Raw genomic sequence first — 21,374 nt, forward strand, 5'->3', positions numbered from 1 at the left:
TTACAGTAATACAAAAATGAAAGATTTACGGATGGAAAACTTAAGATTTCTTAATATTTGCTTAAGTGCCTTTTTTTGGCGAAAGGATAATGATACAATCACCGTAAATCGATTTAAGAAAAGGGAGAAATAAAAATGGGTGACAAGACAAAACCGAAAAAGGGAAAGAAAAAAGTAGTTATTATTGTGCTTGTGGTTCTGGTCGTTGTAGCTGCGATCATTGGAAGTTCAGTAAAGAAAATGACAAGCCAGGTAGCAACAGCAGTCAATACAGTAGAGGTGGAGCCGGTACAGAAGAGAGATTTATCTGATACGATTTCATTAAAAGGTACTGTATCGGGTATCACGAAGAATAATGCAACTTCAAAAGCGTTAGCAGAAATCACAGCAGTTAATGTTCAGGTCGGAGATATTGTAAAAGAGGGAGATGTATTATGTACATTAGATTCCTCTACGATTCAGGATCAGATTGCGGATCTCGAAAAAAATATGTCTGATACAAATGCGACAGACAGTATTAATTCACAGCAGACAGCAGAAACAGTCAGTCGTGCAAAAGAAGATCAGCAGACACAGCTTGCAGCTGCACAGAAAGCAATTGATGATGCAAAGGATGCTTATAACGCACAGAGTATTATGTGGGATAAGAGTGAAGATAAATCGGATGCAGAATTTCAGTCTTTGTTAGCTGCACAGAAAGCAGTTACTACTGCTGAGGAAGATTACCAGAAAGTATTAGAGACCACGAACCGTACGATCGAGGATGCACAGCGTGCGGTAGAACTTGACAAGTATAAAGGATCGGATTCATCTTCCAAAGATAAACTGACAGATTTAAAAGAACAGTTAGAAGATTGCAATATTACAGCACCTTGCGGTGGAGTTGTGACAGCAGTCAATGTTTCTGTCGGAGATGTTAATGCAGATTCAAAAACACCACTTGTAACGATCGAAGATACCAGTTCTTTAAAAATGGTGGCAACTGTGGAAGAAGCTGATATTTTAAAGATTGAAGAGGGAATGAAAGCAACTGTAACAGCGGATGCCATGGGAGATGAGACCATTAATGGAACTGTGACCAGAGTGGTACGTGTCAAAGGACAGTCCACGGGATCTGACGGACAGACAACATCCGGAGGATATTCCGTAGAGATATCTTTAGATAACAAAGAATTACTTGTCGGTATGGAAGTAAAAGCAAAAGTCATGATCAAGGAAAAAGGTGAAGTATTAGCGATTCCTTATGATCTTGTCAAGACGGATGATGACGGAAATACATACGTACTTGTTGCAGAGGCAAATGCAGACGGTTCTGCTACAGCGGTGAAGAAGAATATCACAGTTGGTGAAGAAGTAGATTACTATACGGAAGTAACCGGTGGAGATCTGGCAGAAGGAGATAAATTAATTTATGATTACTCCGGAACGGTGACAGAAGGACAGCAGTTTACACCGGAACAGATGTATTCCGAGCAGGATATGGGAACAGGCGCATCTACAGATGAAACCTCAGATGCAGAAGGTATGAGCACCAGCGTGGAGGGAAATGAGTAGTGAGTGAACCAGTAATCCGAATGGAAAATATCGTTAAGACATATTATTTGGGAAAACCAAATGAACTTGAAATTTTACATGGAATCAACCTTACCGTAAATAAAGGGGAATTTGTTTCCATTGTCGGTGAATCCGGTTCCGGTAAGAGTACACTTATGAATATTATAGGAGTCCTCGACCGCCAGACACAGGGAGATTATTATCTGGAGGGACAGGATGTCAATGGAATGTCGGATGAAGTACGGAGTGCGATCAGAAACCGCAGGATTGGTTTTGTATTTCAGAACTTTAATCTCCTTCCGAGAGCCAATGCATTAAAAAATGTTATGGTTCCATTACTATATGGAGAGGAACATTCCAAAAACGGAAAAGAACATGCCATGGAAATGCTCAAAATGGTAGGAATGGAAGACCGTGCGGATCACAGACCAAACGAACTTTCCGGTGGTCAGAAACAGCGTGTTGCGATCGCCCGTGCCATGATCAATGATCCGGCGATCATTCTTGCAGATGAGCCGACCGGAGCACTCGATTCGAAGACAGGTCATATGGTCATGGACTTATTCCATAAGCTTCATGAGGAGCAGGGAAAAACAATTGTTCTGATCACACACTCCCAGGAACTTGCGCAGGAGACAGAGCGTATCGTTACTCTGTTAGATGGACAGATCGTGGCAGATAATGGAGGTGAGCATTAATGTTTTGGGAAAATATCAAAGAGGCGGTCACGAGTATTTCCAGCAATAAGATGCGTTCCCTGTTAACAATGCTCGGAATCATCATCGGTATCAGCTCAGTGATCATTATCACAACGATCGGTGGTTCTATCCAGAGTACACTGACGGCAACCATGAATTCCCTTGGCGGAAATATGGTACAGGCGTATGTGGAAGCACGTTATCCGGAAAATGATGAGGACTGGGCTACCTGGGAACAGCCGGAGATGACAGACAGTGATTATGTTACACAGGATATGATCGATGGATTGATTGAAAAATATCCGGATGAGGTAACAGGTGTTGCAGCACAGAACTATCTTGGTTCAGGAACCATTAAAGATGATGCTGATTCCAAGAATTATGCAAATGTCAATATTGATGGTATCACACCGGAATATTTAGAGTATATGAAACTGGAAATGCATGCCGGAAGAAATCTGACAAAGGCAGATAATCAGGGGAAAAAGAGAGTATGCCTGATTGCAGATACGATGGCAGAGAGATACTTTGCAGGTAAAGATCCGATCGGTGAAACACTTTCTGTTGCAACATCGGATGGCGGAATTTTTGATTTTGTTGTAGTTGGCGTTTATGTATATAACCAAGCATTATTTGGAAAAGTGGACACGTCCATACCGGAAAAAGACCGTGTAACAGAATTGATGATCCCTCTTCAGACCTGTTTTAAACTGCAGGGGACTGACAGGACTGGTTATGATTATTTTAATCTTATGATCGATCCTCTTGCAGATGTCAATCAGGCAACAACGGATGTTTTATCTTATTTTGATGAGATGTATGCAAACAACAAAAATTTCCACGTCAGTGCATACAATATGGCATCTGATCTTGGCATGATCAATACGGTACTCAACGTGATCACGATCGCGGTTTCCGGTATTGCAGCGATTTCACTGATCGTGGGTGGTGTCGGCGTTATGAATATCATGCTGGTGTCCATCACGGAGCGTACAAGAGAGATCGGTGTCCGTATGGCGCTTGGTGCCAAAAGACGTACCATCCGTATGCAGTTTGTCATAGAGGCGATCATGCTTTGTCTGATCGGAGGTATCATCGGTATACTGATTGGTATAGGAATCGGGGCACTGCTTGGAAAAGTGGCAGGATTTGTCATTCAGAATATGTACTCTCAGTATGCAAATTATATTATTATGACGGTGCATCCTTCTGTAACGGCGATCATGCTTTCACTGTTCTTCTCTATGCTGACCGGTGTATTTTTCGGATATTATCCGGCGAACAAGGCTTCAAAGATGGAAGTCATCGATGCATTGCGCTATGAGTAAGGGCAAAGAAAAGATTTGCATTGCAGTCTGAGCAGAGAATTTTTAAAAGAATACAGATAAGAAAAGTACTGTATGTGACAAAAATAAAAATGTCAGTATACAGTACTTTTTTGTTTATGTGATGATAGCGTTGGTATAATAGATACATATGTAAGTGGAAAATATGATAATGTAATTGAAAAAAATGCTGTGGTACATGGTAAGAAAATAAAACATGGAGATTTATTAATTGAATTTTTAAGAGATTGCGGATATAATGGGCAAATATATGCAAGTTATTCAAATTTAAAAAATTCTATTGATTATCCGGCTATGTATCAGAATGTAATAGGTTGTGGATATGCAAAAGGTGAATTGAATAAGGCAATTGATAATATGTATAAAAGTAACAGGATTATAGTTTGGAATAATGGATTAGCTTATTACAAAGGAAATTCTTATTTATCGTTGTATACAATGTTAAAAAAGGTGTAAAAACGGTGGATATTTATGTCCTGATTATGTAGCAGAAAATTTGCAGGAATATCAGGAACAATTCGATATATGGATTAATCAGCCTGAACAGGAAAAAAAATATCAGGTTACAATAATGGAAACCGGAGAAAAAGCGTTATCCAACCATTTATTTTTAAGATGGATTTACCCGGAGGGTCTGACAGAAATGTCAGGCTCTTTGTTTTTTATACAGGGATCAATATTTCCGGGCATGGTACATGCGCCTTCCCACATAGAATACAAAAAGAAATATTGTAAAGTATAGCATTCATGCATGATAGCGATGCGTAGATGTTATGCAATATCAATAATCGGGATGGAAGGGAAAAACATGAACCATAACAAAAAGAAAATTTTAAAAGTGACGGCACTGTTTGTTTTTATGTTCTTTTTAGGCTGGGGCGCAGGTTCGCTGCAGAAACAGCAGATGAAAAAAACAGTGGAGACAGTGTCTGTCCAGAATCAGGCAGATAACTGGGGACTGGGCTTTGGAGCGGAGGGAACCCAGCCGACCGGCAATGTGACGGCAGATGAATTAAAAAAATACAACGCGTGGTATGTGGGAGATAAAAGTAAAAATGTTATTTATCTGACATTTGACTGCGGCTATGAAAATGGAAATACAGAGCCGATTTTGGATGCTTTAAAAAAGCATAATGCAAAAGCGACATTTTTTGTTGTGGGACATTTTCTTGAGAGTGCACCGGATATTGTAAAACGTATGGAGGCAGAAGGGCATGCTGTCGGCAATCATACTTATCATCATCCAGATATGTCATCAATATCAGACATGACCTCGTTTCAGAAAGAGATGGATGATGTCGCGTCATTGTACCAGACAGTCACAGGCAAAGAAATGATAAAATATTACCGCCCGCCACAGGGAAAATACAGTACAAAAAACCTTGAGATGGCAAAAGAACTTGGATACCATACATTTTTCTGGAGCCTTGCCTATGTGGACTGGAATGTTGATGATCAGCCGACGAAGGAAGAGGCATTTGATAAATTGCTGACGAGAATCCATCCGGGAGCAATCGTTTTATTGCACAGCACTTCAAAGACGAATGGAGAGATTTTAGATGAGCTGCTGACAAAATGGGAAGAGATGGGATACACATTTGCACCTCTTTCGGAGTTGATCGAAGAATCCTGACAGAAAAGATTGTGGAAAAATACAAAAGATACAAGGGATAAGACTTGTTTGATGACGGAGAGGAAGGTATAATGAACGTGGAGTGCCAGTGAGAAAGAAGCGGTTTTTAGTCTGGGTAAAATGCTGCATGATAAACTGGGACGGTATGAAAACAATATTTGATACGAGTAAGAATAGGGATGCATATGAAAAGAACAAAATTTAAAACAGGAATATTGGCGGTGGTTTTTTGCAGTCTGACATTTTTGTTTTCCGGGGATGGTAACAGCATTTATGCGGATGAAATTCTGACAGATACAGAATTACCGGTCGGTCGTTTTTCGTTTGAAGAAAAAACAGAAGAAGCAGATGATGAGGATTATGAGTCTGTAGAGGAAGATGACGCTGCGGAACAGTCATTGTTTCGGATGACAGGTATATCTGCCGATGACTGGGAAAAGTATGGAAGTGATTATTTTTATGAACAGTTATCGGATGAGGAAAAAAAATACTGGGATGATCTGGATGCCATATGTGAAAAATATCTGACGACAGAAACGGATGCAGTGACAACGAATACGGGAACGTACCGGATGAAGGCGATATCGGGAAGCACTCTTGAAAAGGAAAAGCAAAAAAAGGTATTGCGGATGTTTCGGTATTCAAAACCACAATATTATTTTTTAAATGCGACGATTTATACAATTACATACTCAGACAAAAAAGTTTCTATGATATTTGGTATTTATCCTGCGTTTGGCAAGGGTGCAGACCGGATGGAGGAAACTGAAAAAGTAAAAGCGCAGATTGACACATGGCAGAAACAGATTGATGAATGCAGCACAGAGGACGAAAAAGTACAAACCATACATGATCTGATCATTCAAAAGGTTGAATATAATCATGATCTTGTAAATAGCGATTTTGCAACAGAAAATACAGAATATTCACAGTCCGTATACAGTGTTTTATGTACGAATAAGACGGTATGTGCAGGATATGCCCAGACATTTGAGATGATGTGCAATGGAACCGGTATTGATACCGTGGCAGTGACTAGTTTTGATCATGAGTGGAATAAGATAAAGTTGGAAAATAACTGGTATAATGTCGACTGTACCTGGAATGATAACGGAAGCGATAACGTTGGATATACCTATTTTCTGCGGAATGATGATTATTATGACACATCCAGCAGTTATTCTAAAAAACATCATGCGGAGGAAAGCTATTGGGAAGGATATCTGCCTGCAACAGAAATGGATAGTGTTGGCAGCCCATGGATATCTGTGAACGAAAATGCAAGTGGATCAAAGATAGGAATGTCCTGTTATAATAAGGAGGCAGAAATCTATTATACCACGGATAAAAGTAATCCGGTGACATCTGGTACGCGGATGTTATATCAATCGGATTTTTTATGGAACAGCTCCGAATATCCGGTGATAAAAGCAGCTGCCATGGAAGATGGCAAACACAACAGTGCTGTGGTCACAAAATGTCTGCATAATTACAATGCAAGTATACTTGCAGATGCAGCCTGTGAAAAAGCCGGAACAAGAGAGTATACCTGTACGATCTGCGGAAATAGTTATATGGAAGAAATCCCAGCCACAGGACATACAGTTGAGATAGATCCTGAGGTGGCAGCTGCTTGTGAAACCGCCGGTATTACGGAAGGAAGCCATTGCAGTGTCTGCGGAAAAGTACTGGTTGAGCAGACTGTCATCCCAGCCACAGGACATACACCGGTTACAGATGACGCGGTAGCGGCAGCTTGTGAGACAACCGGACTGACAGAAGGAAGTCATTGCAGTGTCTGTGAAAAAGTACTGACAGAACAGACTGTCATCCCGGCTGCAGGACATGTACCGGTTACGGATGCTGCAGTGGAGGCAGCTTGTGAGACAACCGGACTGACAGAGGGAAATCACTGTAGTGATTGTGGAAAAGTGCTGACGGCACAGAATGTGATCCCCGCAACCGGGCATCAATGGAACGAGTACAAAGAAAGTGGAAAAATAAAACGTAAGTGCAGTGTCTGTGGAAAGACGAAAACGGTGGGCACTTATTTGGACGTAAAGAAAATCCAGCTTTCAAAAACCACATATGCTTATGATGGAAAGGCACATATGCCGACTATAAAAGTGACAAATACTGCTGGCAAGAAATTAAAAGAAGGAACGGATTATAAGGTAAAGAAACCGTCTGGACGAAAAAATGCCGGTATTTATACCGTCACCATTGTGATGAAAGGCAAGTATAGTGGAAAATATCAAAAGACATTCCAGATCGTTCCTAAAGGCACTGTGATTTCCGGGGTGAAAGCAAAGAAAAAGGCATTTACCGTGTCGTGGAAGAAGCAGGCAAAACAGACAAGCGGTTACCAGATCCAGTATGCAGTGGATGCGAAATTCAAAAAATCGGTTGTGACAAAGAACGTCAATAATACCAAAAAGGTAAAACTGGATGTCACAAAATTAAAATCAAAAAAGAAATATTACATACGCATCCGCACCTATAAGACTGTAAAAGTGAATGGAAAATCAAAAAAGATCTATTCGGGCTGGTCTAAGGTAAAAGCAGTCACCACAAAGAAATAGCAAAGGATATACCGATCCATTTTACAAAATGTGATATAAGTATAAATAAAAAACGGGAGAAAGAAAAAATGGCAGACAATAGTTTAAAAATCAGTTACAAGATATATTTAGAGGCGGAGGATATTTCGCAGTCACGAATTTCTTCTACGGCATCCTATGTAAGAAATCTGTTTAAGAATTGCACCAATTCCTATTTACAGAAAGCGGAAGTGGACAATGAGAGCGATATGGATGATTTTACGCTTCGTCTGTATATTGATGAAAAGGTAGAGGAAGAAGAGTGCAGCTCGCCGGAATGTGCAGAAGGTTTTTTGGAAAATATTGCAGAATTTTTAGATGCGATTGCGGCTGCACAGTCATATCTGGATATGGAGGGAAGTTTTTCTATTTCTTATCATGGAGTAGAAGATACATTCCGGTTCCGTTCTGAGGCAGGAAGTGATCTGTGCGATATTGAATAAGATTATAGAACATAATTTCCTATGAATGAAAAAACCGGTCTTTCAAATCAGTTAAATCTGATAAGAAAAGACCGCTTTTTTATGGTAAGAAATTATTGTTTTTCCGTCTCATCCGGTGGAAAATCCGGTTTTTTTATGTAGACTTTCTCGATCCGGTTTTTATCCATCTGTTCGACGCGGAGAAGCACATTGTCATCTGTGATGATGATCTCATTTTTTTCCGGCAGATGATCTAAGAGACCGAGCAGATATCCACCGATCGTATCGTAATCTTCGGAACTGAAATTAAGATCTAGCTCATCGCAGAGATCCTGCAGGTTTGTGGAACCGGAAACGATAAATTCACGGTCGTTAAGCGGCAGGATCGGATCTTCCTCATCGGTGTCGTATTCATCACGGATCTCACCCACAATCTCCTCTAAGAGGTCCTCAAGCGTGATAAGACCGGCAGTTGCACCGTACTCGTCAAGGACGATGGCAAGGGAGATGGAGGATTTACGCATTTCCATAAATAATTCTGCGGTATTTTTATGCTCAAAAGTAAAATAAGGTTCACGCATGATATCCCGCACGGAAAAATGCTCCTTGTCCTTGCAGAGGAGAAGATCTTTCATGTTCAGGATACCGATGACGTTATCGGTCGTATCCTCATAGACAGGAAGTCTGGTAAATTTGTCTTCCTGAAAAATATCGATCAGTTCGTCGTAAGTATTATTTACATTTGCAAAAGTCATATCAGGTCTTGGAACCATGACCTCTTTTGCCTGTGCATCACCAAAATCAAACAGGTTATTGATCATTTCATGCTCTTCGGATTCGATGACACCGTTTTCTTTGCTGACATCCACGATGGTACGGAGTTCTTCCTCTGTCATCTGATTGTTGTTTGCCTTTGGATCTACATGCAGCAGAAATAAAAAGCCCATGGAAAACCAGTTTACAAGGAAAATGACCGGAGTCAGTATTTTCATAAGAAAATCAATGATACCGGAATAAGCGATTGAAATCTGATCTGCGTAAAGTGTTGCAAAAGTTTTTGGGGAAATCTCACCAAATACAAGGATCAGAAATGTAAGGATACCGGTTGCAATACCTGCGCCGACGCTGCCCCAGAGCTTGATTGCAAGCGTGGTTGCCAGTGAAGAGGCAGAGAGATTGACGATGTTGTTGCCGATTAAGATCGCACTGAGCATCTTGTGGGAGTCGTCTGTAATACGAAGTACCCGTTCGGCGCGTCTGTTTCCGTCATCTGCGAGTGTACGCATCCGGATTTTATTTACGGTCGTAAGAGCTGTCTCTGCGGATGAAAAAAAAGCAGAGAGAATCAATAAAATAATTAGAAAAATAATCTGTGATATGGCACTTGCGTCCACGAAATTTCACCTCATCAAAATATAAAATTTTCCGGCACTATAGCATAAATAGCGCCGGAATGATTGAAAGTTACCATATATTATATCGGAAAGAGGATTATTCGTCAATACTGTAATTCGGAGCTTCTTTCGTGATGTGAATGTCATGCGGATGGCTTTCACGGAGAGCAGCTGCGGAAATTTTAACAAATTTACTCTTTTCTTTTAAGTCTTCGATGGTTGGGCAGCCACAGTAACCCATACCGGAACGGATACCACCGACTAACTGGAATACAGTGTCTTCTACAGATCCTTTATAAGCAACACGTCCTTCCACGCCTTCCGGAACGAGTTTTTTTGCACCTTCCTGGAAGTAACGGTCTTTGCTGCCATTTTCCATGGCTGCAAGTGATCCCATGCCACGGTATACTTTGTATTTTCTTCCCTGATACAGTTCGAATGTACCAGGAGCTTCGTCACATCCTGCGAACATACTACCCATCATACATACGTTAGCACCTGCGGCGAGAGCTTTTGTCATATCTCCGGAATATTTGATACCGCCGTCAGCAATGATCGGAACACCAAATTCTTTGGCTGCATTGTAGCAGTCCATAATAGCGGAAACCTGAGGAACACCGATACCTGCAACGATACGGGTGGTACAGATAGAACCAGGTCCGATACCAACTTTGACAGCGTCAGCGCCTGCTTTGATCAGATCGCGTGTTGCATCACCGGTAGCAACGTTTCCTGCGATGACCTGCAGATCCGGATAGGTAGCTTTGATCTTTTTTACTGCCTCTAAGATATTTTTGGAATGTCCGTGTGCAGAATCCACAACGATCACATCAACATGGGCTTTTACTAAAGCATCCACACGCTCCATCATATTTGCAGTAATGCCGACACCGGCACCACAGAGCAGACGGCCTAATTCATCTTTGGCAGAGAGCGGATATTTGATCTGTTTTTCAATATCCTTGATCGTGATGAGTCCTTTTAAATGGAAATCTTTGTCTACGATCGGAAGTTTTTCTTTTCTTGCTTTGGCAAGGATCTTTTTTGCTTCCTCTAAAGTAATGCCTTCCGGAGCAGTGATCAGATTTTCAGAAGTCATGCTTTCACTGATCTTTTTGGTAAAATCTGTCTCGAATTTTAAATCACGGTTTGTGATGATACCGACTAATTTGCCACCCTCGCAGATCGGCACACCGGAGATACGGAATTTGCGCATCAGATTTTCGGCATCCTGTAATGTATGATCCGGGGAAAGGTAAAATGGATCTGTGATAACGCCGTTCTCAGAACGTTTTACTTTATCTACCTCGTCTGCCTGTGCCTGGATTGACATGTTTTTATGGATGATACCGATACCGCCCTGTCTTGCCATTGCAATGGCCATTCTGTGTTCTGTAACGGTATCCATGGCAGCACTCATCATAGGAATATTTAAGACGACCTTTTTGGTAAGATGCGTTGTCAGATCAATCATGTTTGGTGTAACTTCTGAATACTGTGGAACTAATAATACGTCATCAAAAGTAATACCTTCACCAATAATTGTTCCCATTTTATTTTCCTCACTTTCTTCTTATTGAATTGTATGAAAAAGATATATTAGTTTCTGTATCATAGCAAAAAAAAAATACTCTGTCAATGAGATATAAGCCTGAATTTATAAAAAATGGATATTTATTAGAAATAATAATAAAATGTGCAAAAAAACCTTATAGAAATTATGATTCACAAATGCTGCAAGGTGTGTTAAGATGACTTTAGGCGACGGGGTCAGACGATAGGCATACGTCGCCCATTTTTTACCTAAATATATGACTGTAGGCTGGATCATAAAGGGTGCGGTCAGTTGTCATAAAAACAGAGGTTGGGAGAAAAGGGGGAAAATTATGGAGTTTCGTCCCTGTATCGACATTCACAATGGGAAAGTAAAACAGATCATTGGTGGAAGTTTAAAGGATGCCGGAGATCAGGCAACAGAAAACTATGTGGCAGAGCAGGATGCAGTGTATTTTGCAAAACTGTATCAGAAAGAAGGAATAAAAGGCGGACATATCATCTTATTGAATCCGGCAAGCAGTACCTATTATAAGGAAACAAGAGCGCAGGCAGAACTTGCACTTGGTGCTTATCCGGGTGGACTTCAGATTGGCGGTGGCATAACGGCAGAGAATGCAAAAGAATTTTTAGATGCCGGGGCAAGTCATGTGATCGTCACTTCTTATGTGTTCCGGGATGGAAAGATCAATTATGAAAATTTAGCGCGGTTAAAAGATGCAGTGGGCAGGGAACATCTTGTACTTGATCTAAGCTGCAGAAAAAAAGATGATTTCTATTATATAGTGACAGACCGCTGGCAGAAGTTTACCGATGAAAAAGTAAGTATCACATTACTGGATGAACTTTCTTCTTATTGTGATGAATTTCTGATTCATGCTGTGGATGTGGAAGGAAAGGCAAAAGGGATTGAAAAAGAACTGGTTCGTCTGCTTGGCGAGTGGGGGAAAATTCCGGTTACTTATGCAGGCGGTGTCGGCAGTTTTGAAGATCTTTGGGAATTAAAAGAATTAGGGAAAGACAGATTGAATGTGACTATCGGCAGTGCACTTGATTTATTCGGCGGACCGATGGCTTATGAGAAAGTGCTGCATTATATAAGAGCATGAAAACTGCTGGTTTTGTCAGAGAAGTTTTTAGAAAAGTCTGATCTGTAAAAGGTATTATAATCAGAAAAAATGTCAATTAGAATAGGAGTGATTTTTTAGATGAGCAGATATACGAAACAGGATATATTTAATATGGTAGAGGAAGAGGATGTGGAATTTATCCGTCTGCAGTTTACGGATATGTTTGGAACTTTAAAAAATGTTGCGATCACATCCAGCCAGTTAGAGAAAGCATTGAATAATGAATGCATGTTTGACGGTTCATCCATTGAGGGATTTGTCCGGATCGAGGAGTCAGATATGTATCTGTATCCGGATCTTGACACTTTTGTAATATTCCCATGGCGTCCGCAGCAGGGAAAGGTTGCAAGGATCATCTGTGATGTTTATACATCGGATAGAAAACCTTTTGAGGGAGATCCGCGTTATATATTAAAGAAAGCAGTGGAAGATGCAACGCAGATGGGATATCGTTTTGATGTTGGACCGGAATGTGAGTTTTTCCTTTTCAATCAGGATGAGGATGGACAGCCGACAACGATAAGCACAGAGCGTGCAGGATATTTTGATCTTGGACCGATCGATCTTGGTGAGAATGCAAGACGTGATATGGTATTGACATTAGAGGATATGGGATATGAGATCGAGGCTTCCCATCATGAGGTGGCACCGGCGCAGCATGAGATTGATTTCCGTTATGATGAGGTGGTTAAGACCGCAGATAATATTATGACATTTAAACTGGCAGTCAAAACGATTGCAAAACGTCATGGCATGTTTGCAAGTTTTATGCCAAAGCCGAAATTTGGCATTAACGGTTCCGGCATGCATGTGAATATGTCTCTTTCCAAGAATGGAAAAAATATTTTTGATGACCCGGACGGTGAATTGGGATTAAGCAAAGAAGCATATTGGTTTATCGGTGGACTGATGAAGCACATGAAAGGAATGGCGGCGATTACCAATCCGCTTGTCAATTCCTATAAGCGTCTGGTTCCGGGATATGAGGCACCAATCTATATTGCATGGTCTGTGACAAACCGCAGCCCGCTGATCCGTATTCCGGTTACCAGAGGAGAAGGCACGAGGGTGGAGCTCAGATGCCCGGATTCCGCAGCCAATCCGTATTTGACACTTGCGGTGTGCTTACAGGCAGGACTTGATGGTATCCGGAATCAGATTGAGCCACCGGCAGCAGTGACGGAAAACGTTTTTGAGATGCGTTTATCCCAGAAAAATAAACTGGGAATCGAAGAACTTCCGGCTGACCTTGGAGAGGCACTTGCAGAATTTGAAAAGGACGAATATTTACAGAATGTGTTGGGCAGACACGCGACGGAAAAATATATTGAAGCCAAAAAATCGGAATGGGCAGATTACCGTGCACAGGTATCCGATTGGGAAATCAATAATTATCTGTATAAAATCTGAGATAGGAATGAAGGGGAAAAGATTTGACAAATATTATCGTTGCATTCCCAAAACAGGATACCGCGCGTAATATCAAAAAGATCCTGATGCAGAACGGACATCACGTGGATGCCATCTGTACAACAGGTGCCCAGGCTTTGCAGAATGCAAATGAGTTAGAAGGCGGGATCATGGTGTGCGGTTATCGTTTTGTGGACATGATGTATACGGAATTACATGATTATCTCCCCGCTCAGTTTGAAATGCTGCTCGTGGCTTCACCGGGAAACTGTGGTGAGCGTGATGTGGAAAATCTAGTCTGCTTGTCGACGCCGCTTAAAATCAATGAGTTGCTCCAGACCGTTGAAATGATGGAATACAAGGTCACACGCAGGCGGAAGAAAGCAAGGCAGAAGCCAAAGGAACGGTCGGAGGAGGAAATAAATCTGATCAATGAAGCAAAAGCACTTTTGATGGAGCGCAATAACCTGACAGAAGAAGAAGCTCACCGATATATGCAAAAGAGAAGTATGGATAACGGGACGGGACTGACAGAGACTGCCCAGATGATACTTAGTTTACTTACATAAAAATAATTGGCTGTACTTTATTACAGCTGCAAAAACTGCCGGTTCACACTGATATGTGTCTGAAATTTCTGAAACATATAGGTGTGAACCGGCAGTTTTTTGGATGGTCAGAATAATTTAAAATATAATTCCTGATAGCCCTAAGATTGTATGTAACAGTCTGTGCCGCTAAAATTCTTCTACAGATTTTTATAAAACTGTTCAAGGTTATTCATTTTTGCACTCATATTTGTAAAAAGAGCATCCACTAATGTTATGGCAGCCATGGACTCCACAACGACTACGGCGCGCGGGACGATGATCGGATCGTGGCGTCCTTTAATGCTCACATCAATTTCTTCACCGTTTTTATTGACAGTCTGCTGGGTAGCAGCGATAGAAGGGGTAGGTTTGATCGCAGCGCGTAGTATAATATCACTTCCGTCACTCATTCCACCTAAAATACCTCCGGCATGGTTGGTCGTTTTGACTGTTTTCCCATCCGCACCGATGCGGAAAGCATCGTTGTTATTTTTTCCGGTTGCCTTTGCAACATCAAAACCGTCACCGATTTCAAATCCCTTTACCGCACCGATCGACATGATCGCTTTTGCAAGATTTGCATTTAACTTTTCAAACACAGGATCACCGATTCCGGCAGGAACACCCTGAATGATACATTCCACAACACCGCCGGAAGAATTCTGCTCCGCAATGCAGGCATTTAAATAATTTTCTGCATTTTCTGCGGCATCGGCATCTGGCATATAAAGCGGATTTTCATTGATCTGTGTGGCATCAAAATTCTGCGCTGCGATACAGATTGGTCCGATGGAACGTGTGTAGGTCAAAAATGTGATGCCAAGCTGGTTTAATATTTTAACGGCGATCGCACCGGCTGCAACGCGTCCGATCGTTTCACGGCCGGAGGAACGTCCACCGCCCCGGTAATCACGAAAACCGTATTTCTGGTCAAATGTATAATCTGCATGCCCCGGACGGTAATAGGAGGCGATCTCACTGTAATCTTTTGATTTCTGATTCTGATTATATACGACAAGGGAAATCGGTGTTCCGGTCGTTTTTCCTTCAAATACACCGGATAAGATCTCGACAGCGTCATCTTCCTTCCGGGGGGTAGTGAATTTTGACTGTCCAGGTTTCCTGCGGTTTAAAAACTTCTGGATGTCATTTTCATCAAGAGGCAGACCAGCCGGACATCCATCTACCACAACGCCGAGTCCCTTCCCGTGGGATTCGCCCCATGTTGTAATCCTAAAAATCGTGCCAAATGATGAACCAGCCATGAAATATTCCTCCTGAAAATGTTTATTGGTATTTATCATTATAAAAGATTTCTCTTTTCGTGACAACAGGAATATGTTAAAATGGGAAAAGCGTTTATTGACAGGAAATCAGATTACAGGGATGAAATATATGGATAAACAATACAGGGTAAAAAAACTGGATAAACCGGTCGACTGGATGGTGGAGGTGCCGGGATCGAAGAGTATGACGAACCGTGCACTTTTGATGGCGGCTTTATCGGATGGTGAAGTGAAGTTAGACGGTGTTTTATTTTCCGATGATTCGAGACACTTTCTGGAGAGTCTGGTGTCACTGGGATTTACGGTAGATATCAATGAGCAGAAAAAAAAGGTTACTGTTTTGGGCTGTGGCGGGGATATTTCAAAGAAACAGGCAGTGATCAATGTCGGAAGTGCCGGGACAGCCGCACGTTTCCTGACGGCAATGCTTGGGTTTTCAGATGGGGAATATACGATCGAGGCATCGGAGCAGATGAAAAAGAGACCGATGGAGGAGTTGTTTTCTCTGCTTATGGGAGTTGGAGCAAAGATCACTTATCTGGAAAAAGAAGGTCATCTGCCGGTACAGATCTGTGGCAGGAGAAATCAAAAAGCAGACAGAGATCATGTGACTGCAGAGAATGAGGATATTGTATTGCAGAATCATGATACAGACCAGTCACAGGCAGATACAAAGCAGGATGCTTATAATGATCAGTTACAGGCAGAACAAAAACCGTTACGCTTAGATCTTGATATCAGCAAGAGTACCCAGTTTTTAAGTGCGCTTCTACTGATCTCTCCGATGGTACAGCAGGGATTAGACATCCACATCACAAGTGAGAAAACAGATGGTTCCTATATCCGCATCACAAGAAAAATGTTAGCGGACGCGGGTGTGGAAGTAAAATATGACGGAAAAAATTATTGTGTAGAACCGAAAGCCATATATCAGAAAAAGCATTACCAGATCGAACCGGATGTCTCAGCCGCATGTTATTTTTATGCAGCAGCCGCGATCACAGGCGGCAGGGCACTTGTAAAACATGTGCATCCGGATAACAGCCAGGGAGATATGAAGTTTTTAGATGTGCTCACACAGATGGGCTGTACTGTCACAGAAAAAACGGATGGAATCGAAGTGACCGGACCAGAGGAAGGACAATTAAAAGGAATCGACATAGATATGAATGACTTTTCAGATCAGGCACTTACCCTTGCTGCGATCGCACCGTTTTGTAACTCCGATGTACATATAACTCACATCGGACATATCCGCGGACAGGAATGTGACCGCCTTCATGCCATGTCAGAGGAACTGACAAAGCGCGGGATCATATGTACCGAAGAACCGGATGCCATAACGATTAAGCCAGGTACTCCGGCACCGGGAATCATATCCACTTATGAAGATCACCGTGTTGCAATGTCATTTGCCCTCTTAGGTTTAAAGGTGGATGGAATCGTGATAGATAACCCATCCTGCTGCCGCAAAACATTTGAGAATTATTTTGAGCTGCTGGATATGTTATCTGGTAAAAACAGATAATGCTCAAAGAATATGGAAAATATCTGCTGCAAGACGATATTTTCATACAAGTAAAAATAACCAAAGCGAAACTCCACAAAAAAGTAAATTCGCCCCCATTTTATACATAAAAACAACAAGGAAAAAGGAGATTATAAACAATGTACGAACTACTAAAACAGGAAGACCGTGCCAAACGCGGCATCCTTCACACCGTCCACGGTGATATACAAACCCCGGTATTCATGAATGTCGGCACTGTTGCTGCCATCAAAGGAGCTGTATCCACCGAGGACTTAGAGCAGATCAAATGTCAGGTAGAACTGTCAAACACCTACCACCTGCACGTCCGCACCGGAGACAAGCTGATCCGCGAAGTTGGCGGACTTCACAAATTCATGTCCTGGAACCGTCCGATTCTTACGGACTCCGGCGGATTTCAGGTATTTTCCCTTGCCGGGCTGCGCAAGATCAAGGAGGAGGGAGTTTATTTCCATTCCCACATTGACGGTGCAAAAATTTTCATGGGACCAGAAGAGAGCATGCAGATCCAATCGAACCTTGGTTCTACGATCGCAATGGCGTTTGATGAATGTGCTCCCGCACTTGCAGACAGAAGTTATGTGGAGGCTTCCGTGGCGCGTACAACCAGATGGTTAGAGCGCTGTAAAACAAAAATGCAGCAGCTAAACTCCGAGGAGAATACGGTCAACCGCCACCAGATGTTATTTGGAATCAATCAGGGAGCTATTTTTCCGGATATCCGTATCGATCATGCAAAACGTATCGCTGAGCTGGATTTAGACGGATATGCAGTCGGCGGACTTGCAGTCGGTGAAACACATGAGGAGATGTATCATATTTTGGATGAGACGGTGCCTTATCTGCCGCTTCACAAACCAACCTATCTGATGGGCGTCGGTACTCCGGCAAATATCTTAGAAGGCGTAGAGCGCGGCGTTGATTTCTTTGACTGTGTATATCCGACCAGAAACGGACGTCACGGTCATGTGTACACCAATCAGGGCAAGATCAATCTTTTTAACCAGAAATATGAAAAAGATATGCGCCCGATCGAGGAGGGCTGCGGCTGTCCGACCTGCCGCCGTTACAGCAGGGCATATGTGCGGCATCTGTTAAAGGCAAAAGAGATGCTTGGCATGAGACTCTGCGTGCTTCACAACCTGTATTTTTACAATACGATGATGGAAGAAATCCGTGATGCCATCGACGAGGGCAGATTTCATTCTTATAAGGAAGAAAAACTGTACGGAATGGGACAGATCAACCGCGAAAAAGAAAAACAGAATGGCTAAAAATAAATTAATCATAAAATTTGGCAAAGTGCTTGTCTAAAAAGCCTATTTTGTGTATTATGTATTGTAATGTCTATTAAAATTAGGAGGAATTGAGAAGATGTCAATTTTAGCATCCACTTCATCCGCATCCACAGCAGCAGGCTGGGGCGGTATGATTATCTGGTTAGTAGTTTTATTTGGTTTCATGTACTTTTTCATGATCCGTCCGCAGCAGAAAGAAGCAAAGAAGAAAAATGCAATGCTGTCAGAGCTTGCAGTCGGTGATACTGTACTGACAACAAGCGGATTTTACGGTACTGTGATCGATATCGCAGATGATACCGTGATCGTTGAATTCGGTAATAACAAGAACTGCCGTATCCCGATGCAGAAAGCTGCGATTTCCGCAGTGGAGAAACCGGAAGAAGCAATGGAGAAATAAGTGTGGTACCAGAAAGCCTGTTATGGATTTGTCAGACATAACAGGCTTTTTTCGTGATAATAGAATGTTTGTGGAGCGTGCATTTTATTGTTTGACAGAAAAGGTTCTGGAGGGGACAGAAGATGAAATTAAATACGATAGGAATTGTGTTGTCGTATTATCGTGAAAAGTATGGATTGTCCATGGCACAGGTCTGTGAGGGAATCTGTTCGCCTGCAACGATGTTTCGGATAGAAGAGGGATTTCGTGAGGTTGACTCGTTAGTCAGCGGGACATTGCTGTCAAGAATTGGAAAGCAGGTGTTAGAATTTGAGCTGCTTTTGAATGAGGAAGATTATAATCTGTTCCGGCTGCGAAAAGAGATCGACCGTAGCATAGCAGAAAGAAATATGGATGCTGCAGATAAACTGTTACAGAAATATCAAAGTGTAATGCCAAAAAAACAGGTGATTCATGAACAATATTATCTCTGGGGAAAGGCAGAACTGTTACAGAAACGTGGTGCATCAAAAGAAGAAATCAAGGCTGTATTAAATGAGGCGATACTTTTGACAAAACCTTTTTTTGGAAAGAGGAAAAATACTTCTGATTTATACAGTGAAATGGAGATAAAACTTTTTTTGGGGCTGATTCAGTTTTCGGAAGATATTTCATGGAAAGAGGCAGAATTGAAAAGAATGCTGCTTTTTACAAGAAAGTATGATTCGAAAAAAATCAAGGAACAGGCTGAAATGTCCATTCTGAAAGAACTTGCCAGCATACAGGAAGAAAAAGGAGATGCACAAAAGGAACTGGAATACATTGAACAGGCGTTAACACTTGTAAAAGAAAGCAGAACGATGCGTGGACTGGCAGAATTGCATTTTAAGAAGGCAGGACTGTTAAAAGAGCTGATGCAGAGAAACAAGGACATGCAGCAGAAATATCAAAAACAATGTCAGGTGGAACTTACGATGGCTTATTATACGGCACTTGTCATGGACAATGTGGAACTGGTGCAAAAAATAAAAACGACGGGTGACAGAGTGTAGAAAGAGGTGCCATATGGGAAATTATAATGTTGGTGATATGATACGGCTTTCAAGAATTGCAAAGAAAATGACACAGGAAGAATTAAGTGAGGGTGTCTGTTCTGTAGAAACACTTTCCAGAATTGAAAACGGAAAACATAAAGTGAAAAGTGATACATATCGGCAACTTATGGAGAAAATGTACCAGATCACAGAAAAAAATTATGCAGTGTGTGTCAGCAGGGATATGGAACTGATACAGGAAAGAGAATATTTTGAGGATGCTATGGCAAAGCATGATTTTGAAAAAGCAGACTTTTATATGGAGCAGATGAAAAAACTTGTTGGAAAAGACGCATCTACACAAAGATATATCCGCCGGGAAAGTACTTTTTTGGATTATTATATGCAGCGCATTACAGCAGAACAGCTTGTGGAAGCATTAGAAGAGCTTGCAGAAGAAGTTGTACCACAGTATAAAAAATTTCTTGACAGTGATGTGATATATCCTTTCCGGGAACAGGAGATTACACTTTTAAAGCGGCTGGCTGTGGCATATGGCAGAATAGATGAGTATCCTAAAAGTATAAAAATCTGTGAAATGCTGCTGCGCAGCCTGCGGGAAGGATATATGGCAGAATGGGAGATCGAAGAACTTAGTATTGCTGCAAATCTTTCAAAGTATTATGGGGCAGTTGGAAACTATCGGTATTCCATGGAATTATGTGAATATATTTTGCCAAAAGTGAGAAAATATGCAAATGCACCGATAATGACATTTGTTTTAGGGGAAATGGCATGGAATATGAATGAGATGATTGAAAGTGGAATGGAGGGAGAAGAAAAGGCAGAATATTGCCGTAAAAAGTATAAGCAGGCATATTTTGTAAGCGCCGCAGCAAGTGGTGAATTAGATAAAAAGGTGTTTTCTGATCTTTATGAAACAATGTTTGGGGAGAAGATAGAATAATCCAAGCTATAGGTATCGATGATAGGGTAGCTCTTGTCAGCGATAAGCGTGTAGGAATTAACAATCAAAGAAAAAGAATGATTGGTATTTATTGTGAAGAGACATAATATTAAGAGAAAGGAATGTAATATTTTTTTCATATGTATGTACCTCATATCTGAGATTTTAAATATATTATGTTATAGATATTATAAAAAGACCATGTCAAAACCAGAAAAAATTTTTTTCCGGTTTTGACATGGTCTTTTTGCAACAGGTGATTTACAGTAAAAAAGTTATTAGCACTTATTAAGTGTTGATATATAAAATATGAAAGGAAGGAATGCCATGAGAGATTTAGAAAAGGTAATGGAAAGATTAGGACTTGATGAATATGTTTCTGTATCAGAATTTAATCAATTGCAGAGCAAGGCAGCAGCGTCAGGTTATGCTGTTGATTATGGTGTATGCAGATCTGCGCAGAATGAACAACAAAAAAATATGTAAATATTTGTACAGAAATAGTGTGTAAAAATGCCTGAGCGTAGAAG

19 protein-coding genes are annotated in these 21,374 nt (G+C 41.3%); 16 read left to right on the forward strand and 3 right to left on the reverse strand.

Annotated elements, in window-relative coordinates; genetic code table 11:
• Positions 1–135: 135 nt before the first annotated feature.
• The 7 genes from DXA60_RS03635 (at position 136) to DXA60_RS03670 (ending at position 8,274) form a co-directional block, all read left to right on the forward strand.
• Entirely contained in the window at positions 136–1,554 is a 1,419-nt protein-coding gene (locus DXA60_RS03635) for an efflux RND transporter periplasmic adaptor subunit (protein WP_015560046.1), read from the forward strand.
• A 20-nt stretch (positions 1,555–1,574) separates the two neighbouring features.
• The gene (locus DXA60_RS03640; protein ID WP_006857048.1) at positions 1,575–2,252 is read left to right on the forward strand and encodes an ABC transporter ATP-binding protein; all 678 of its coding nucleotides are present in this window, start codon (positions 1,575–1,577) and stop codon (positions 2,250–2,252) included.
• Positions 2,252–3,580 (forward strand): ABC transporter permease, encoded by a 1,329-nt coding sequence (locus DXA60_RS03645; protein ID WP_117919612.1) that lies wholly within the window; start codon positions 2,252–2,254, stop codon positions 3,578–3,580. The genes DXA60_RS03640 and DXA60_RS03645 overlap by 1 nt, the downstream gene beginning before the upstream one ends.
• Before the next feature lie 189 nt (positions 3,581–3,769).
• Entirely contained in the window at positions 3,770–4,054 is a 285-nt protein-coding gene (locus DXA60_RS03650; RefSeq protein ID WP_117919614.1) for a hypothetical protein, read from the forward strand.
• Positions 4,055–4,406: 352 nt separating this feature from the next.
• Positions 4,407–5,231: a polysaccharide deacetylase family protein gene (locus DXA60_RS03660; protein WP_055193032.1), complete on the forward strand. Its 825-nt coding sequence runs from the start codon at positions 4,407–4,409 to the stop codon at positions 5,229–5,231.
• A gap of 185 nt (positions 5,232–5,416) precedes the next feature.
• Positions 5,417–7,813: an FN3 associated domain-containing protein gene (locus DXA60_RS03665; protein WP_158570860.1), complete on the forward strand. Its 2,397-nt coding sequence runs from the start codon at positions 5,417–5,419 to the stop codon at positions 7,811–7,813.
• Positions 7,814–7,881: 68 nt separating this feature from the next.
• Positions 7,882–8,274, forward strand: a complete 393-nt coding sequence (locus DXA60_RS03670; protein ID WP_117919620.1) for a hypothetical protein — start codon at positions 7,882–7,884, stop codon at positions 8,272–8,274.
• Between the two features lie 92 nt (positions 8,275–8,366).
• On the opposite strand, the gene DXA60_RS03675 is transcribed toward DXA60_RS03670, so the two are convergent.
• Together DXA60_RS03675 and guaB are read right to left on the reverse strand one after the other, a co-directional pair.
• Positions 8,367–9,647, reverse strand: a complete 1,281-nt coding sequence (locus DXA60_RS03675) for an HlyC/CorC family transporter (RefSeq protein ID WP_117919622.1) — start codon at positions 9,645–9,647, stop codon at positions 8,367–8,369.
• Between the two features lie 97 nt (positions 9,648–9,744).
• Complete coding sequence (guaB, locus tag DXA60_RS03680) at positions 9,745–11,199, reverse strand: IMP dehydrogenase (protein ID WP_117919624.1); 1,455 nt, start codon at positions 11,197–11,199, stop codon at positions 9,745–9,747.
• Positions 11,200–11,533: 334 nt separating this feature from the next.
• On the opposite strand from guaB, the gene hisA reads away from it, so the two are divergent.
• From hisA to DXA60_RS03695, 3 genes are all read left to right on the forward strand, one after another.
• Positions 11,534–12,310, forward strand: a complete 777-nt coding sequence (hisA, locus tag DXA60_RS03685) for a phosphoribosylformimino-5-aminoimidazole carboxamide ribotide isomerase (RefSeq protein WP_117919626.1) — start codon at positions 11,534–11,536, stop codon at positions 12,308–12,310.
• A 99-nt stretch (positions 12,311–12,409) separates the two neighbouring features.
• A complete protein-coding gene (glnA, locus tag DXA60_RS03690) occupies positions 12,410–13,741 on the forward strand; it encodes a type I glutamate--ammonia ligase (protein WP_117919628.1) in 1,332 nt (443 codons plus the stop codon).
• A 23-nt stretch (positions 13,742–13,764) separates the two neighbouring features.
• The gene (locus DXA60_RS03695; protein WP_117919631.1) at positions 13,765–14,310 is read left to right on the forward strand and encodes an ANTAR domain-containing response regulator; all 546 of its coding nucleotides are present in this window, start codon (positions 13,765–13,767) and stop codon (positions 14,308–14,310) included.
• Between the two features lie 179 nt (positions 14,311–14,489).
• On the opposite strand, the gene aroC is transcribed toward DXA60_RS03695, so the two are convergent.
• Positions 14,490–15,596, reverse strand: a complete 1,107-nt coding sequence (aroC, locus tag DXA60_RS03700; protein WP_117919633.1) for a chorismate synthase — start codon at positions 15,594–15,596, stop codon at positions 14,490–14,492.
• Positions 15,597–15,726: 130 nt separating this feature from the next.
• Here aroC and DXA60_RS03705 point away from each other — a divergent pair, with 130 nt between their 5' ends.
• The 6 genes from DXA60_RS03705 (at position 15,727) to DXA60_RS18650 (ending at position 21,330) form a co-directional block, all read left to right on the forward strand.
• Positions 15,727–17,145 (forward strand): 3-phosphoshikimate 1-carboxyvinyltransferase, encoded by a 1,419-nt coding sequence (locus DXA60_RS03705; RefSeq protein WP_117919702.1) that lies wholly within the window; start codon positions 15,727–15,729, stop codon positions 17,143–17,145.
• Between the two features lie 140 nt (positions 17,146–17,285).
• Positions 17,286–18,440 (forward strand): tRNA guanosine(34) transglycosylase Tgt, encoded by a 1,155-nt coding sequence (tgt, locus tag DXA60_RS03710; RefSeq protein ID WP_117919635.1) that lies wholly within the window; start codon positions 17,286–17,288, stop codon positions 18,438–18,440.
• Positions 18,441–18,540: 100 nt separating this feature from the next.
• Positions 18,541–18,864: a preprotein translocase subunit YajC gene (yajC, locus tag DXA60_RS03715; RefSeq protein ID WP_015520178.1), complete on the forward strand. Its 324-nt coding sequence runs from the start codon at positions 18,541–18,543 to the stop codon at positions 18,862–18,864.
• A 122-nt stretch (positions 18,865–18,986) separates the two neighbouring features.
• Positions 18,987–19,895 (forward strand): hypothetical protein, encoded by a 909-nt coding sequence (locus DXA60_RS03720; RefSeq protein WP_117919637.1) that lies wholly within the window; start codon positions 18,987–18,989, stop codon positions 19,893–19,895.
• A gap of 13 nt (positions 19,896–19,908) precedes the next feature.
• Positions 19,909–20,844 (forward strand): helix-turn-helix domain-containing protein, encoded by a 936-nt coding sequence (locus tag DXA60_RS03725; protein ID WP_015520180.1) that lies wholly within the window; start codon positions 19,909–19,911, stop codon positions 20,842–20,844.
• Positions 20,845–21,171: 327 nt separating this feature from the next.
• The gene (locus DXA60_RS18650) at positions 21,172–21,330 is read left to right on the forward strand and encodes a hypothetical protein (RefSeq protein ID WP_015520182.1); all 159 of its coding nucleotides are present in this window, start codon (positions 21,172–21,174) and stop codon (positions 21,328–21,330) included.
• Positions 21,331–21,374: the final 44 nt, after the last annotated feature.

The sequence above is a fragment of the Roseburia sp. OF03-24 genome, assembly GCF_003463035.1.
In the GTDB taxonomy this organism is placed as follows: domain Bacteria; phylum Bacillota; class Clostridia; order Lachnospirales; family Lachnospiraceae; genus Roseburia; species Roseburia rectibacter.